Origin of the sequence: Arthrobacter ginsengisoli (assembly GCF_031456935.1) — a bacterium.
In the GTDB taxonomy this organism is placed as follows: domain Bacteria; phylum Actinomycetota; class Actinomycetes; order Actinomycetales; family Micrococcaceae; genus Arthrobacter; species Arthrobacter ginsengisoli.
In genome coordinates this window covers 97,632-113,662 of the sequence record NZ_JAVDVQ010000001.1, presented here as the reverse complement: position 1 = coordinate 113,662, position 16,031 = coordinate 97,632, and the positions used below count along the sequence as shown (strand labels likewise).

At 66.6% G+C, this 16,031-nt stretch carries 15 protein-coding genes; 11 read left to right on the top strand and 4 right to left on the bottom strand.

The window, feature by feature from the left end; translation table 11 throughout:
• Nucleotides 1–136: 136 nt before the first annotated feature.
• Nucleotides 137–2,317 (top strand): elongation factor G-like protein EF-G2, encoded by a 2,181-nt coding sequence (locus J2X01_RS00560; RefSeq protein WP_310049509.1) that lies wholly within the window; start codon nucleotides 137–139, stop codon nucleotides 2,315–2,317.
• Nucleotides 2,318–2,383: 66 nt separating this feature from the next.
• Here the strand turns inward: J2X01_RS00560 and J2X01_RS00555 are convergent, their stop codons facing one another.
• Nucleotides 2,384–3,103 carry a hypothetical protein gene (locus J2X01_RS00555; RefSeq protein WP_310049507.1) on the bottom strand — a complete coding sequence of 240 codons (720 nt, stop codon included), beginning with the start codon at nucleotides 3,101–3,103 and terminating at the stop codon, nucleotides 2,384–2,386.
• A gap of 258 nt (nucleotides 3,104–3,361) precedes the next feature.
• On the opposite strand from J2X01_RS00555, the gene J2X01_RS00550 reads away from it, so the two are divergent.
• Together J2X01_RS00550 and J2X01_RS00545 are read left to right on the top strand one after the other, a co-directional pair.
• Nucleotides 3,362–3,607, top strand: a complete 246-nt coding sequence (locus tag J2X01_RS00550) for a PLD nuclease N-terminal domain-containing protein (protein ID WP_310049504.1) — start codon at nucleotides 3,362–3,364, stop codon at nucleotides 3,605–3,607.
• Between the two features lie 64 nt (nucleotides 3,608–3,671).
• Nucleotides 3,672–4,640, top strand: a complete 969-nt coding sequence (locus J2X01_RS00545) for a VOC family protein (RefSeq protein WP_310049501.1) — start codon at nucleotides 3,672–3,674, stop codon at nucleotides 4,638–4,640.
• A gap of 248 nt (nucleotides 4,641–4,888) precedes the next feature.
• Here the strand turns inward: J2X01_RS00545 and J2X01_RS00540 are convergent, their stop codons facing one another.
• Entirely contained in the window at nucleotides 4,889–5,476 is a 588-nt protein-coding gene (locus J2X01_RS00540) for a hypothetical protein (RefSeq protein WP_310049499.1), read from the bottom strand.
• 144 nt (nucleotides 5,477–5,620) lie between these two features.
• Nucleotides 5,621–7,012, bottom strand: a complete 1,392-nt coding sequence (locus J2X01_RS00535; RefSeq protein ID WP_310049496.1) for a DUF2252 domain-containing protein — start codon at nucleotides 7,010–7,012, stop codon at nucleotides 5,621–5,623.
• 445 nt (nucleotides 7,013–7,457) lie between these two features.
• On the opposite strand from J2X01_RS00535, the gene J2X01_RS00530 reads away from it, so the two are divergent.
• The gene (locus J2X01_RS00530) at nucleotides 7,458–7,736 is read left to right on the top strand and encodes a PDDEXK nuclease domain-containing protein (RefSeq protein ID WP_310049493.1); all 279 of its coding nucleotides are present in this window, start codon (nucleotides 7,458–7,460) and stop codon (nucleotides 7,734–7,736) included.
• Nucleotides 7,737–7,944: 208 nt separating this feature from the next.
• Here J2X01_RS00530 and J2X01_RS00525 read toward each other — a convergent pair whose 3' ends face one another.
• Nucleotides 7,945–8,376 (bottom strand): hypothetical protein, encoded by a 432-nt coding sequence (locus J2X01_RS00525; protein ID WP_310049490.1) that lies wholly within the window; start codon nucleotides 8,374–8,376, stop codon nucleotides 7,945–7,947.
• Between the two features lie 241 nt (nucleotides 8,377–8,617).
• On the opposite strand from J2X01_RS00525, the gene J2X01_RS00520 reads away from it, so the two are divergent.
• The 7 genes from J2X01_RS00520 to J2X01_RS00490 all read left to right on the top strand — a co-directional run bounded on the left by J2X01_RS00520 (nucleotide 8,618) and on the right by J2X01_RS00490 (nucleotide 15,995).
• Complete coding sequence (locus J2X01_RS00520; protein ID WP_310049488.1) at nucleotides 8,618–10,027, top strand: Nramp family divalent metal transporter; 1,410 nt, start codon at nucleotides 8,618–8,620, stop codon at nucleotides 10,025–10,027.
• 34 nt (nucleotides 10,028–10,061) lie between these two features.
• Entirely contained in the window at nucleotides 10,062–11,105 is a 1,044-nt protein-coding gene (locus tag J2X01_RS00515) for an L-idonate 5-dehydrogenase (protein WP_310049486.1), read from the top strand.
• A gap of 56 nt (nucleotides 11,106–11,161) precedes the next feature.
• Entirely contained in the window at nucleotides 11,162–12,379 is a 1,218-nt protein-coding gene (locus J2X01_RS00510) for a type III polyketide synthase (RefSeq protein WP_310049483.1), read from the top strand.
• A gap of 50 nt (nucleotides 12,380–12,429) precedes the next feature.
• The gene (locus J2X01_RS00505; protein ID WP_310050175.1) at nucleotides 12,430–13,089 is read left to right on the top strand and encodes a class I SAM-dependent methyltransferase; all 660 of its coding nucleotides are present in this window, start codon (nucleotides 12,430–12,432) and stop codon (nucleotides 13,087–13,089) included.
• Nucleotides 13,082–14,233 carry an FAD-dependent oxidoreductase gene (locus tag J2X01_RS00500; RefSeq protein ID WP_310049481.1) on the top strand — a complete coding sequence of 384 codons (1,152 nt, stop codon included), beginning with the start codon at nucleotides 13,082–13,084 and terminating at the stop codon, nucleotides 14,231–14,233. The genes J2X01_RS00505 and J2X01_RS00500 overlap by 8 nt, the downstream gene beginning before the upstream one ends.
• Before the next feature lie 157 nt (nucleotides 14,234–14,390).
• Entirely contained in the window at nucleotides 14,391–15,323 is a 933-nt protein-coding gene (locus J2X01_RS00495; RefSeq protein WP_310049478.1) for a hypothetical protein, read from the top strand.
• A 9-nt stretch (nucleotides 15,324–15,332) separates the two neighbouring features.
• Nucleotides 15,333–15,995: a peptide deformylase gene (locus tag J2X01_RS00490; protein WP_310049476.1), complete on the top strand. Its 663-nt coding sequence runs from the start codon at nucleotides 15,333–15,335 to the stop codon at nucleotides 15,993–15,995.
• Nucleotides 15,996–16,031: the final 36 nt, after the last annotated feature.

Below are 16,031 nucleotides of genomic sequence, written 5' to 3'. Positions count from 1 at the left end.
TTGCCGGGACGAGGCAGCGCAGTTGGCCGTTGCATCTTGCCGTGGGTTCGTCGCAGGGTGTCCAATCCAAGGAGACAGCTGTACGACGCGCGGAGGCTGGGCGGTCCGGCCGGCCGAGGGACACCGGGAGGTTCGCATGCCAGCAAAAGACGTCAAGGCTCCGGCGAGGGCCGCCGCCCGGGGCACGGCTGAGCTCCGGCGGGCCGACGCCTCCGAGACCCTGCCGCCCGAACAGCCGGAGCAGATCCGGAACGTGGCGCTGGTGGGCCATTCGGGATCCGGAAAGACGATGCTGGCGGAGGCGCTCTTGGCCGCCACCGGGGCGATTGCGCGGAAGGGCTCGATCACCGAAGGCACCACGGTCAGCGACTCGGAGCCGGCCGCGATCCACCAGCAACGCTCCGTCGCCCTCTCCGTGGTGCCCGTGCTGGCCGGCGGCGTCAAGGTAAACCTGCTCGACACGCCAGGCTACCCCGACTTCATCGGCGAACTGCGCGCCGGGCTGCGTGCAGCCGACGCGGCGCTTTTTGTCGTCTCGGGCGTTGACGATATTGACGCTGCCACCACAGCTCTCTGGGCGGAATGCCAGCGCGTCGGGGTGCCTCGTGCGGTGGTGATCAGCCGGCTCGACCACCCCCGGGCGGACTTCGACGCTGCCCTCGAGAGGTGCCAGCGCGCCTTCGGCGACACGGTGCTGCCCCTCTACCTTCCGGTGCGCACGAGTGCGGAGATCACCGGGTTGCTGGGGCTGCTCTCGGGGACTGTTTCGGAGCACCTCACGGTTGACGCGCTGCCCGCGTACCGGAACGCCGACGACGTCGAACGCGACTCCGCCGAGGCCGCGCGCGGTGCTCTCATCGAAGGGATCATCGCCGAAAGCGAGGACGAAACGTTGATGGAGCGGTACCTCGAAGGCGAGGAGATCCCGGCTGACATTCTGGTCAACGATCTTGAGACAGCAGTCTCCCGGGGATCCTTCCATCCGGTGGTCGCAACCTCCGCCGAGACCGGCGTCGGGCTGGCGGAACTCCTGGAAATGGTGGCACGGGCCTTCCCGTCTCCCAAGGAGTGCCAGCGGCCGGCGGTCTCACGTCTCGACGGGACCGCCGCAGCCATCCCTGACTGTGACCCGGCTGGGCCGCTGCTCGGTGAGGTGGTCCGCACCACGATCGACCCGTTTCTGGGCCGGGTCTGCCTGGTCCGTCTCTTTTCCGGCACCTTGCGGGAGGACTCGTCCGTCCATGTGGCCGGCCACGGCCTGGCGGACCGGGGCCATGCCGACCACGACAGCGACGAGCGCGTCACGCACCTGTATTCCCCACTGGGGGCCAGCCTCCGGCCGGTGCCGTACAGCGTGGCCGGCGACATCTGCGCCCTCACGAAGCTCGGGCCCGCCGAGACCGGGGATACGATTTCGGCCCGGGAGTCGCCGCTGTTGATCCAGCCGTGGGAGATGCCGGACCCGCTGTTGCCGGTTGCCATCGAGGCTGCCTCGCACGGCGATGAGGATGTCCTGGCCCGGAGCCTGGGCAAAGTTGCGGCCGGCGACCCGGCGCTCCGGGTGGAACGGAACGCCGAAACCCATCAGCTGATCCTCTGGTGTATGGGCGAAGCGCACGCGGACGTCGTCCTGGGCAGGCTGCGCGAGCAGGGGGTCAAGCTGCAGACGGTCGACGTTGTCACGCCGCTGCGGGAGACGTTCGCGGCACCCGCCGCGGGCCACGGCAGGCATGTCAAGCAATCAGGAGGCCACGGCCAATACGCTGTCTGCGACATCGAGGTTGAACCTCTGGAACGTGGCAGCGGTTTCGAATTTGTGGACAAGACCGTCGGCGGAGTCATCCCGGGCCCGTTCATCACCTCGGTGGAAAAAGGCGTGCGGACACAGATGCAGAAGGGCGTCTCCGCCGGCTTCCCGGTAGTGGACATCCGGGTGACCCTGCTCGGCGGCAAGGCCCACAGTGTGGATTCGTCGGACGCGGCCTTTCAGGCTGCCGGCGCGCTGGCCTTGCGGGAGGCCGCGGCAGCCGGGCGGATCCAATTGCTGGAGCCCGTCTCGGCCGTAACCATCAGCGTGTCGGACGAACACGTGGGCGCGGTGATGGGCGACCTCTCCTCGCGCCGGGCACGCCTGACCGGAACGACGTCGACCGGGGGAGACCTGACCGAAATCATGGCGGAAGTGCCGGACCAGGAGCTCTTGCGGTACGCGATCGAGCTGCGGGCCCTGACCGCAGGGAGCGGCCGGTTCGGCCGGAGCTACCTGCGCCACGAACCGGTGCCCGCGGCCGCTGCCCGGGCTGCCACCAGGGACTGAGGAGGGCGTCCAAGCCACAAAGGCATGGAACTTGCCGCTGGCCCTGTTGCGGTACATGCAGGGATCTCATCCACCCTGCGTGGCCGCAAACCCGGCGGGTGCGGCTGCTGGCAGCGGAAGGTGCAGTTTCGACGTCGCGATGGCGCTGTCCATGACCACCCGGGTCAGGACGCCCAGGTCGAACTGGCCCGCTGCCATCGCGAACAGATTCTGGATGGCAAGGCCGTAGGCTACCGGCCATTGCTCCGGACGGGGTGCAGCCTGCCGGACCGAGGCCTGCAAGGAGTCCCACATGGCCAAATAGCTGCGTGGCGTTGCGCCGGCACTGGTTCCCGGGGCGAAACGCGGCAATCCGAAGTCGGCCCCGCCCAGGGTGCTGGCGCTGTGGTGGAAGAGCTCGTTGAGGTCCGGCACCTGGCCGCCGTGCTGATTGGCTGCCCCGGCCACGAGACCCCAGACGGAGTACTGGGATTCTGCTAGCGGACGGTTGATGGCATCGCCGACGCAGTACTCGTCGCCGTTGGCGCCACCGACTGTCATCAGTGACAGTCCCTGGTACTCTGCGGCACCAGAGCTGAGCCCCTGCAGTGCGGCGACCTGGCACGCGTGTCCGGCCAGAGCACCAAGCGCTGTCGCCAGGGATTCGACGTGGACGCCGCGCGCATCTTTCATGGAGCCGAGCATCCGCTCAAGGATGATCCGGCCGGCCAGCTGAGCTCCCGGCAGGGGATCGCTGGCGGCGCCGTCCTGCGGCCCATCGTTCTTTCTGCTGAACTTTCCGAACATGTTGTCCCCCCAAAATGAAGTCCCACCGGGCAGTTCATGGCTAATGCGCCGGACGGAAAGTTGTTGCGCCGGACGGAAACCAGTGCAATCGGGACAGCATATGCTCCTCAGGAGTTCAGGGGCCAGAGCCGAGGCTGCCTGCGTGGGCCACCGACTCGTCGTGTCGGCGGGCTCCACAGACTGCCGTCCCGCCGTCCCCACGAACTCGGCGACGCTTCCGGTGCTAGTCTGGCCGCATCGGCTATGGGAGTAGGCGGCATGGAGCCATGGGAATGGGCACTGGCAGCCTTGGGTTTGTTGTCCGCGCTGTATGTTTTCGGATCGATTATCTGGGGCATTTTCGATGCGCTCCGCGAGGAACGGCTCGACCAGACGGCACGGATCCTCTGGGTTGTGGCCATGTTCACCCTGCCACTGTTCGGCATCGTGGCCTGGCTTTTTGCCAAGCCGCGGCTCTCGGCGTCCGCGGGGCCACTGCATCTCAGGAACAGGGTCCAGCCATAAGGCGATCACCGAAGAGGGCGGCCGCGTTCCCGGGATGCATCGACCGGAGGCTATGATTTTACTTGTGCCTTCAACTAGTAAACCGCAGCCCAAGTCCCGTCGCCGCGCCCTCGCCATCACCGGTACTGTCCTCGCCCTCGCCGGCGGAGGGTCCTGGTGGGCGGTCTCCGCGAACGGGTCCGCTGACGCACCCGCGGCGTCGGTGCTGGGCGCCCAGACGCGGATGGGGGCCGTGCACCTGATCACTGCGGACCTGGATCCGATGCGCGCCTACTACGTGGACGTGCTGGGCCTGGGAGTGCTGGACGAGAACGACACTGCACTGTCCCTTGGCAGGGGAGGGGATGAGGTCCTGACCATCACCGAGGATCCGGACGGCACCAAGGACAGTCCCGGCCAAGCGGGTCTCTATCATTCGGCGTTCCTCTACGAGAACGAGTCGTCCCTTGCGTCCGCGATGGCGAAAGTCGCCGGGGCTGCACCGAACAGCTTCCAGGGGAGCGCGGACCACGCCGTCAGCCTGGCCTTCTACCTCGGCGACCCCGACGGGAACGGCATCGAGCTGTACGTCGACCGGCCCGCCGACGGGTGGAAGTGGAAGGACGGCAAGGTCACGATGGGCTCTGCGCCGCTGGACCCGAACGCGTTCATCAGCAAGCACCTCGGGGCGGGAACGGCAGGCGACCCGGGTCTGGGCCACGTGCACCTGCGCGTCGGCGACCTCGAACAGGCGCGCGCCTTCTATGCCGACACCCTGGGCTTCGCGGTCACCGCCGAAGCGAACGGGGCGCTGTTCTTCGCCGCCGGCGGCTACCACCACCACATCGCCACCAACACCTGGAGCAGCCAGGGCGCCGGGACGCGCAGTAACGACCTCGGCCTGGGATCCTTCACGGTCCAGCTCGGGAGCACGGACGAGCGCACGTCCGTCGAAGCGAGGCTGAACGCCGCCGGCATTGACCACCGGAATGTTGACGGCAACCTCGTCACCAAGGACCCGTGGGGAAACACCGTCACCCTGACGGCGCCCTAAACGCCGAGACAAGCCCCAATAGCAGCCTATTAAGGTTGCTGCCGGTAACCGTCCATATTCGATCTGGAACTGTTCGGCGCTTCCACTTGGACGAGATAAGACAACTGCTCCGTCGTGAGCAAGAGAGCCTGGGGCCGACGATGATGCATCAGATGCAATAACTATTATTCCGATGGCACCCCTGCGTACCGGGGTTGTGCGAATTCGCCGCGGAACAGGCGCTAACTGCGGGATGATTCGGCGACATTCTAGCGGCCGAGCGCGCCTTGCTCGAGTCCTCGAAGAGCTCCGGGAAGTGCGTAGACACTGTTGACGAAGCCGAGCTGAATGTCGAGATCGGGCCGAACCGTCCCTTGCTCAAGGCCCCAGACCTTCGACCCCTTGCGCCGTATCCAGCCGATCGTCCGGTTGACCCAGCGTTCATAATCCACCGATACCGCGGCCATTGCATCGGCCTGCGACCCGAGCTGGCTGACGCCTATGACTTCATTGGAGAGTCCGGCGGGCTCCCAGAAGAGCACCGGGGAGGCATTCGAGTCCACCAGAGCCCGATCCGGGGGAGGGCGGAGTCGGTCCCAATTGAGCCTGTTGAAGACGCCGGCTCTCGTCGGCTCATCCATCGCGCTGTCACCTGGCCGAATAGCCGCCGGTGGGCCGAGGTGCCGATTGACTATGAACACCTGCGGGCCTGCCAGGGCCTCCTCGCGCGTGAGGACATCCAGGGGAAATCGAACAACTGGCCACGGATGCAGAGTGACTTTGTCCGGTTCCCCCAGGTAGTCGAGCAGCGTCTCTTGGTCCTCTGGGGTCGCGAAATAGAAAGCGGCAGTTACCATGCTGGGAAGTCTCGCATGGGATGACCAAATCGTGCGCTAGGCACATGACCGTTCGGGTTCAGTCTCCAGCTGGTGACCGTGCGGCATCTGGGCACGTTTTCTGGAGGGCCTCCTGCGGTCAGCGCCGCCGGGCCACAGACTGTCCTACACGCCGAATTCGGCGTGCAGGCGCCCGGCTCGCACGGCCTTCTCCAGAGTCCTGTGGTCCCGTTCCGCCTGGTCGGCATAGCGGCCAGCCCAGTCGGTGACCGCCTGGTCGAAGGCGTTTCCTTTGCCCAGATACCCGGGGATGAACGCGCTGCCGGGGCTCTGGGAATGAGCGCGGGCCAGCAGCCGGCCGCAAAGCTCGCCGTACCAGACTTCCTGGTTCGGGTTGAGTTCCTCCAGCTTGAAGGATCCCTTCATGTCCCGGAACTGGCGGATGTAATAGTCCCTGGTCTGGCCGTCATTGCCCGTGACATTCGAAATCCAGCCGAGGAACGGGTCCGACTGTGCTTGCAGGATCCGCTGGCCGCCGACCACCCGGTAGCCCTGGCCATGGGTGGTCAGGGCGTGGATCACCGAACCGGGCGGGTCGGTGATGCCCCCGTGGGTCTCGAGCACCGACCGGCCGGCTTCCTTGCCCTGGAGGAAGAGCGCTTCCCCGCCCGGGCCCTGGAGCATGAATACCCAGCAGCGCGTGCCGACGCTGCCAACGCCCACGATCCGCAGCGCGTAGTCGACCATTCTGTATTGGCTCAGCAGCAGTGCGGTGTCCGCGCGGAGGGTACTGCGGTATGTCCCGAATAGTTCGTTCATCCGGGCCATATCCTTGACCTCTGAATGTCGGACAATCGGCGGCTGGTCCGCGATCCGCGGCTCACCAGTCGCCGTCGTGACTCCCAGATTGGACAGCACCTGCTCGGAGGTGCGTTGGCGGGCCTTTCTGACTTCCGTGCTTAGCCTGGTCGGTGCCGTGGTCTTCGCCGCGGCGAGGGCATCGGTTTCCACCTGGTGGTAAAAACGTTCCGCCGCGGTCAAAGCGTAGAGCCGTCGCAGCGTACTGCGGTAGGACCGCACCGCAGCCTCCGTGGCGGTGCGGCACTGTTCCTCGGAATGGCCGTTGTTGCGCCCGCTCAGCCAGATGCTGGCCGCGAGCCGTTTGACGTCCCATTCCCAGGGGCCGGGGAAGGCCTCGTCGAAGTCATTCAGGTCAAAAACCAGCCGGCGCTCCGGCGAGGCAAACAGTCCGAAGTTGGCCAGATGTGCGTCCCCGCACGCCACGACCCGATGCCCGGATACCGGCTGCGCGGACAGGTCATGCGCCATCACGGCGGCGGAGCCGCGGTAGAAGGAGAATGGCGTTTCCAGCATCCGGCCGATGCGCACCGAAACGAGGTCAGGCACCCGGGTGGCGTGCTGCTCCTCGAGGAGCCGGACAGGATCCCGTTCCGGCACGTTGAACTCTGCATGTTCGCGGCGCGGCATGGTTTGTCGCGCTGCTTTACCGGCGGCCCGGGCCCGGACGATGGCACCTTGGCCGGAAATGGTGGGCATCTCAGCCAACAATGATGCAGGCGGTGGCCTGACGGTCTGCTCTGGATAGTCCCATGATTGCTGGAGTCCTTCCCCGACTGTGGCGCTGGTACCAGCGTAACCTCCACTGCCTTTCGATTCGGCGCCTCCTTCGTCAAAATATAGTAAGTCCCCTTGAGAGGCAACGGAACGAAACCGGGCAATAGGGGGTGTCGGGTAACGATCATCTACCGACATCCCGAACCTGCCGGCGACAGGCCTGGTGGAACCATGACCCAGCTCGAGCCGGACCGTCGACAAATGAAAGGCCTCGCACGGGAAGCCCAACACCGTGCGTAGTGCGTCGTGAATACTGCCCTGATCGAGCTGTGGGGGAGCAAGGTCCCTGGCGGGGGAGCAAAGTCCCTGACCGGCTCGCACGCGATCTGCGGGCAGGGTTCCCGCATATGCGCGCCTTCGCCGCAGCATGGAACGGGCCAGCAAGCTTCAGCCCGAATACGCCGGCAAGCTAAATTTCTACGTGACGCTCGTCGATGACGTGCTCCGGCGCCAGCGCCATAACGAAACCGTCGGAATCCTCATCTGCGGCAACAACACCGACCCCAGCGTCCGGTACAGCCTGGGACGCTCCACCCGAAGTGTCGCCGGCAGCACCTTTCCGCATGACGGTAGAAGACCCGCCGATGGGGTTCTGAGTTCTCGGCGAGCAGACGCCACGAAAACCCGGCCATGCAGCCCCTTCTGAACCCTAGGTTGACATAATGTTGATTATCGGCGTTAAAATTATGGGAGTAGAAGTGGCTGCGAGAACTCCCATCCGGCGATGAACCGGACGTTTCCTCAAGTGGGGCCATGCAGAGCAAAGCCGCCCAGTCCGGGCTCACCATCGTTCCGCACCGCCGCGCCGCGCGACAGTTAGCAAATGAGCCCGTCTCGGCGTTTGTCAGGGACTCTTATGACGTTACGACGGGCCAAAGGTCGACCCTGACGTGCTCGGGCGATAAATCGCTAGGACCTTCGATGCTGATCAGAAACTGTGTCATCCCTTTGTGGGCTGGGACCACAACGTTCATATCGGCATCTCCTACCGAGAGTGTCCCCTCTGGAGTCGAGAGGATACCCTCACCGATTGCCTGCTTGCCGTCGTCCGGCGTCACCTCGTCTTGATGCAGGGATATCGACACCGTGGCCTCTGCGAAGCCATGATCAATGTCCTCAACATCCTGAGCGTGCCGCACCATGATGACCAGCGCTCCCGACGTCGAACAGAACGGCCGCCCTGGCTCGATTTCGGGAAAATCTTCCGTCTGGCCGGGGCCTGTTACTACAGCGATTCCCCAGTGCCATGGTCGTCGAATGGTGGTGACGAGTAACGACTGCTCCATGGAGGCAGTCTCTCACGCACAGTGTTCCCCTCCCCCGAACAACCGTGAATGCCAGTCAGGGGCGGCATGCCTGACTTGTGAGTGGCAACATTTTGGCAAGCGATTGCCTTGGCGCAGGCCGGCGACATACACTGTTCAACGCTTCAAGTGCGCCTCATAGACGAGTCGTCCGTCCGTGGCATTGCGCCGTGGCGAGCCTCCGCTTCCGGCCCTTCGAGTCGGTTGTCCGAATAGGATCAGCATGTCAATCACTAAGTCCGGCCCGACCCATGTCACGAGTGAGCTGGCCGATCCGTACGCCCTGAGCCCCGAGGACGTCCAGGAGCCACCCAAGACGATTCGGGGCCGGTTCAGGTTCCTTGGCCCGGGGATGATCACTTCCGCCGCTGTCGTTGGATCCGGGGAACTCCTGACGGCAACGACGCTGGGTGCCGAGGTCGGTTTCGTTCTCCTGTGGCTGGTTCTGGTTTCCACGTTCATCAAGGTGTGGGTGCAGGTCGAGCTGGGCCGCTGGTCCATTTCGACCGGCAAGGTTGCCGTCACGGGGTACGACGAGGTTCCGCCGAGGATCGGCAAGCGCGGCTGGATGGCCTGGCTCGTGCTGCTCATGTTTGTCCAGTTCCTCACCAGTCAGGCCGGCGTCATCAGCGCGTCCGCCTTCGCCTTCTCCTCGCTGCTGCCCATTGGTGGTGGTGGCCCGTACTCCTTCGTCTCGATCGGCAGCTGGGTGGCGATTCTGGTCGCCATCGCCATCGGAATCCACCTGGCCAACAAGTACACGGTGGTCGAGCGACTCTCGACATCGCTGGTTCTGCTCGTCGCTGTCTTCGCTGTGGTCATGGTGTTCGCGATCCAAGGCACCGAGTTCTCCTGGACTCCGGACCAGCTGGGCGACGGCATGCGGTTCCAGATCGCGCTCGGCTCGATGGGCGTCGCACTGTCGATGTTCGGCCTGACCGGCGTCGGCGCCGGTGAGATCAGCGCCTACACCTACTGGTGCGTCGAAAAGGGCTACGCCGCCTGGACCGGTCAGAACGACGGTTCCGAGGCATGGGTCAAACGTGCCCGGGGCTGGATCTCCGTCATGAAGCTCGACGCGTGGGTGTCCTGGTTCGTCTACACGATCTCGACCGCTGCGTTCTACATGCTGGGTGCCGCCGTCCTGCACCCACAGGGCATCGTGCCGAAGGGCGACCAGGTCATGACCACGATCTCCAGCATCTTCTCGACGCAGGTCGGCCAGTGGGGCGCCGTCGTGTTCCTCGTTGGCGCCGGCATCGCCCTCTTCAAGACGATCATCGCCAACGTCCCGAGCCTCGGCCGTCAGGTTGGGAACACGCTGGCCGTGTTCGGCGCGTTCGATTGGAACAACCAAAAGCAGCGCGACCGCTGGATGCGTGTCATCATGATCGTTCTGCCCATCGTGTGGGGCCTGTTCGGCACCATTGTCTCGTCGCCGCTCGCCCTGGTGGTCCTCGCCGGTATTCTCAATGCCGTGTTCCTGATGGGCGTCGCGGCGGCGACCATCTACCTGTCGCACCGGCAGACTGATCCGCGGGTCAAGGACGGCAAGGCCTTCACTGTGATGCTGGTGCTCTCCGCAGCGGCCATCTTCTTCGTTGGTGTCATGGGATTGATCAATACATTCTGAGCCACCGGCAGGTGGGTAGAGAGGAGATCCGGGCGTGAAGGCAGTAGTCGTGCACGGCAAGAACGACTTGAGGGTCGAGGAGATCGCGGACCCGGTCTGCGGCAGCGGGGAGGTCCTCGTGGAGATGGAGTGGGGAGGGATCTGCGGCTCTGATGTTTCCTACTGGAAGAGCGGCGCCTCCGGCACCGCCGTCCTCAAGGATCCGCTGGTCCTGGGCCACGAGGTCGCGGGCCGGGTGGTCCAGATCGGCCCAGCCGCGGCCGCGGAACTCGCGGAAGGCGGGATCCGCGTCGGCTCGCCGGTGACGATCCACCCCGCGACCCTGGCCGGCGAGTACGACGTCGCTCCGGAGATCACCGGACGCACCAACCTCTGGCCGGAGGTTCGCTACTTCGGTTCTGCGGCGTTCCAGCCGCACGAACAAGGCGGCTTCAGCAGGTTCCGCAGCGTGCGCCCGGATCAGCTCCGCGCTGTGCCCTCGAACGTGACGACGAAGGAGGCCGCACTCGCTGAACCGTTCGGCGTCGCGCTGCATGCGGTCTCACGGGCCGGAGACGTGTCGGGCCGGACCGTACTTGTCAACGGCTGCGGTCCGATCGGTGCCTTGGCCGTCGCCGCGGCCAAGGCTGCCGGCGCGGATCGCGTGGTCGCCGTCGACCTCGCCGATGCGGCCCTGGACATTGCCCGCCGGATGGGAGCGGACGAGACGGTCAATCCCGGCCGGGGAGGCAGCCTGCCGGAGGACGTCGATGTCGCCATCGAGGCATCCGGTGCGCCGCGGGCACTCGGCGGTGTCATCGCCGCGGTCCGCCGCGGCGGGATCATCGTCCAGGTCGGCAACTTGCCGGCGGGCGAGGTGTCCGCCGCGCTTGGGAACATAGTGACCCGCGAGATCGACTACCGCGGTTCGTACCGGTTCGTCGACGAGATCTCCCGGGCGCTCGAGCTCATGGCTGATGGTGTGGACGTCGGGCCGCTCATGACACATGAGGTATCGATCGAGGACGCCGTTCGCGGTTTCGAACTCGCCGCCGACCGGACAACGGGCTCGTCGAAGGTCATGATCCACCTCGGCTGAGCGCGCGCCGCGGCCGGGTCCATTGTCTTCTGCGCCGACCTCGCTGAGAATGAACCATGACGGTCTACCTGAGGTCCCTGGAAACTGCTGTCCCGCCGACTGTGTTGATTCAAACCGAAGCCCGGGAGGTTTTTGCGGCGCAGCCGGGGCTCACCAGGCTGGGAACACGGTTGGTGGGCACGTGCTTTGACTCTGCCGCCATCGATACCCGATACACGGCCGTTGCGGAACTGACCAAGGATCACCGGGCCGAGAATCCGCAGTTTTTCGACGCCGCAACCGGCCTGCTGCTGCGGCCCAGCACGAAGGTGCGCAACGATATCTTCGCCACCGAGGCGACCAAACTCTTCATTGAGGCGGCCCAGAACGCCCTGGACGCCTGCCCCGGAATCACATCACCGGACATAACGCACCTCGTGACGGTGTCCTGCACCGGGTTCTTCAACCCCGGCCCGGACTACAAAATCGTCCGGGCCCTCGGCCTGAATCCCGCGGTGCAGCGCTACCACCTTGGATTTATGGGCTGTTACGCGGCGTTCCCTGCGCTGCGGGCCGCCAAGTCGTTCTGCGAGGCGGACCCCAGCGCCGTCGTCCTCGTGGTCTGCGCCGAGCTTTGCTCGCTGCACGTGCGGACCTCGAACGATCCGGACACCATCATGGGGTCGGCATTGTTTGCCGACGGCGCGGCGGCGGCCATCGTGACCGCGCGTGAGTTCCCGGACGAACGCGCCCTGCTGCGGCTGGACCACTTCGAAACTGTCCTGACCCCGGTCGGCGAGGAATCCATGGCGTGGAACATCGGAGACGAGGGTTTCGAGATGGTCCTGGGCAACTACGTCCCGCACATCATCGATGACCACATCATCGGCGCCCTGGAGCCGCTCCTTTCCCGGGAGGCGTCCCTGCGGGGTCTCCCCTACCGCGAGATCCGGCACTGGGCCATCCACCCGGGCGGCCGCAGCATCCTGGACAAGGTCCAGTCCAGGCTGGACCTCAGCGACGAGCAGCTGGTGCCGGCACGGGAGACCCTGCGCAACTACGGGAACATGAGCAGCGCCACTGTCCTGTTCGTGCTCCGCCACATCCTTGACCTGCCGCCGGCGGACGGGGACGACGGCGGCGACGAACGGATCTGTTCCATGGCCTTCGGGCCCGGGCTGACCGTGGAGACGGCGCTTTTCACCCGGATCAGCAGCACACGCGATGGCGGGCCAACGCCAGTGTCCGGGGACGAAGCCACGCGGCCGGCCCAGCCGGAATCGGCGCTGGCCTGAGACCACAGGTGGAATTACTGCGCGGACGCGCGGCGCACGCCGTCGAGGAAATGGACCGGCCCGGCTGCGATCCGGTCCGGCTGGAGCGCACCTACGCCCAGTTTGCCCTGGTCAACCGGGCCGTCTCCGGCTGGCGGGGCATCTATCGAAGCCAGCTCAGGCCGCGACTCAGCCACGACACCCCGGCCACGCTGCTGGACATCGGCTGCGGGGGCGGCGATGTGCCCGTACTGCTGTCCCGCTGGGCCGCCCGGGACGGGCTCCGCCTGGAGATCACGGCCATCGACCCGGATCCGCGCGCCAGCCGCTTTGCCGTGGAACGGCACCCGGCCACCGGCGTGACGTTCCGTCAGGCCACTTCGGCAGAGCTGGCCGGCGAAGGCCTCAGTTTCGACCTGGTGGTGTCCAACCATGTGCTGCACCATCTGGCGGAGGACGGGCTTCCGGCGTTCCTGGCCGAGTCCGGCAGGCTCTGCCATGGCCGGGTCATCCACAACGACCTGCGGCGCAGCCCGGTTGCCTACGGTCTCTTCTTCGCCTCGTCCTGGGCCTTCACCGGTTCCTACATCCGGCAGGACGGCCTCACCTCGATCCGCCGCAGCTACACCGCAGCCGAACTCCGGGCCGCCGCTCCCCCGGGCTGGACGGTGCGCCACCACGCCCCGTACCGCAACCTGCTGATCCTGGACAAGGACGGAGCCGGTGGCTGACGTCCTGGTGATCGGGGGCGGTCCGGTGGGACTGTTTATGGCCGCGCTGCTCCTCCAGCACGGCGTGAGCGTCCGGATCCTGGAGCAACGCACCGGGGCCGAGCCGCACTCCCGGGCGATCGGCATCCATCCCCCGTCGCTGGACGCGCTCCAGGGAATCGGCGTGGCACCGGACCTCGTGGCCGAGGGGGTCCCGATCCGGCGCGGCATCGCCCTCGGCGGCGGCTCCCGGCTTGCCGAGATGTCCTTTGCCGGCGTCTCAGACCGCTTTCCCTTCGTCCTCGCCCTGCCGCAGTCCCGGACGGAGGCGATACTGGAGGAGCGAGTCCGCCAACTCGACCCCGGCGCCATGCGCCGCGGCGTCCGCGTCACCAGACTGCACCACGACGGCGGCCAGGTCACCGCGGAAACGGGCACGGGCGGCCCGGCAGCCCGGTACACAGCCGCCATCGCGATTGCCGCCGACGGCGTCCGGTCCACCGTTCGTGCCCGGCTGGGCACGCCCGTCCGTGCGAAGGACTACCCGGACAGCTACCTGATGGGCGACTTCGCCGACACGACCGGATTCGGTCCGGACGCGGCCCTGTTCCTGGAATCCGCGGGAATCGTCGAGTCCTTTCCCCTGCCCGGAAAACTGCGCCGCTGGGTCGTGCGCCTTGCGGACGCGGCGGGCGTCGGCGACCCCGGGAGCGGCACGGACGCCCGCTGGCTCGTACAACGGATCGGGGAACGTACCGGGATCGACGTCGATCCCGGAAGCAACAGCATGCTGAGCCGCTTTGGCGTGCGCTCCCGGCTGGCGCGCAGGATGGTGACCGGCAGGACGGTGCTGATCGGCGACGCGGCCCACGAGATCAGCCCGATCGGCGGCCAGGGAATGAATCTGGGCTGGCTCGACGCCGTCGCCCTGGCGCCGGTAATTCTCGCGTCGCTGCGCGGCGAGGACATGGGGATGAAAATCCGGAACTTCGAGATCGGCCGCCAAGCAGCGGCCGCCCGGGCGGCCCGCCAGTCCGAAATCAACATGGCTCTGGGCCGTCCGCTGCCGGCAGCGGCGTGGTCGATGCGGAACCGCGCCATAGCCGCGGCCGCCGCCGTGCCGGCGGTCAACGGATTCGTGGCCCGCCGGTTCACCATGCAGTGAGTGGCAGGACCGGCCCAGAGCCGCAGGGTCACTAAGTACTAGCCGACGGCGTCGGCCAGCCGGGATCCCACCGCGCCTGCACCAGGAATACACTGGCCGCATGGGCTGCTTCCCCCCGCCGTTCCGGCGCCCGGCCGGCGGTACTCGAATCTCAACCATGTGCAGACTTGCGGCCGCCATGGCTGTCATCGCCACGGCGGTCTCCTGCAGCACGGGAGGACCGTCCGATGTCGCCAGTCCGGCCACACCCACGGCACCGGCATCGGCCGCCCCGGTGACCGCCGAGATCAACCAGCTCCGCGACAACTACGGCCGGCAAATCATCGCCATCCAGTTGACCAACACCACCTCCGGCCCGGTGACGGTCCTCGGTGCGGGTCTGGCCAGCCCGCTCTTCGCCGGCACCATCGAATGGCAGGGGACGCCCGGCGGGATCGAACTGCCGCCGGGCCAGCCCAAGATTCTGCCGGCACAACTGCGCGGCCCGGCCTGCGGACTCTCGACCCAGCAGGTGAACAAGGAACCAGTGAACGAAGAACCAGTGAACGAAGAACCGGCCGTGGAATTACGCCTTGCTGAAGCTTGGGGACCCGGGTCCGCCGCGACGGTGCCCGCGGCTGACCCCTACGGCGTGCTCAGCCGGAACAACGCGGAAATGTGCCTCGCCCAGGCGGCCGCTGCGGTCGCCGCGATCCGGCTGGAACCCGAGCTCGTGGTATCCGCCGACGGGCAGGGCGCACTGATGGGACTCACCATCACGCCGCGGAGCACTCCCGGCGCTGTGAACCCCGGTTCAAAGGGAACCCTGACCATCAACTGGATCGACCCGACCACCCTGCTCGCCGAAGACCCGTCCGCCCCGTGGCCGCGCTCCGTCTCGGCCGCCGCCGGCGGTGCCGGCCAGCAGTACTGGCTGGGGATCCGGCCCGCGCGCTGCGATCCGCACGCCGTGGCGGAGGACAAAGTGGGGACCCTGCTGCCGCTCAGGGTGTCCGTCGGCGGTCGGGACGGCGTCCTCAGGGTCGATGCCGGAGCGCTTCTGCGTGGACGAATCTACGAGTTTATTACGGCGGCGTGCGGACGCCAGTAGTCTGTTGCCATGTCTCCTGACGCTACGCCGACTGACTACAGCGCCGCCCGCATCCACGAAACCGTCCAGGAAGTGCTGACTGCGGGGGTGCTTCCCGCCATTGTGCAGGCGGGACATCCCGTGCTGCGGCAGACCGCCGCGCCGTTCAGCGGCCAGCTGAGCGACGCCGAACTCGGCCAGCTGATCGACCTGATGCGCAGCGTGATGCACAAGGCACCCGGAGTCGGCCTGGCGGCACCCCAGCTCGGCATTCCGCTGCAGCTCGCCGTGCTCGAGGACCAGTTCGAGGTCGATCCAGCCGTCGCCGCCGTCCGCGGACGGGAGCCGTTGCCGTTCTTCATCATGCTCAACCCGAGCTTCCAGCCGAGCGGCGGCACCACCGTGGCGTTCTACGAAGGCTGCCTCTCCGTGAACGGACTCCAGGCTGCCGTCTGCCGCCCCGAGTCGGTGCGGCTCGATTTCACTGCCCTGGACGGGACCCGGCAGCAGCGGGAGTTCAGCGGCTGGCAGGCACGGATCGTCCAGCACGAAACCGACCACCTGCATGGCATCCTCTACCTGGACCGCGCCGAGCTGCGCTCCCTCAGCAGCAACGCCGAATACTCCGCGCGCTGGGCGCAGCCGGACATCAGCCTTGCCCGCAAGGAGCTCGGGTTCCTTCCCGACGCCTGAGACGTCCGCCGCACCGTTGGCACCCCGTCCGCTGTC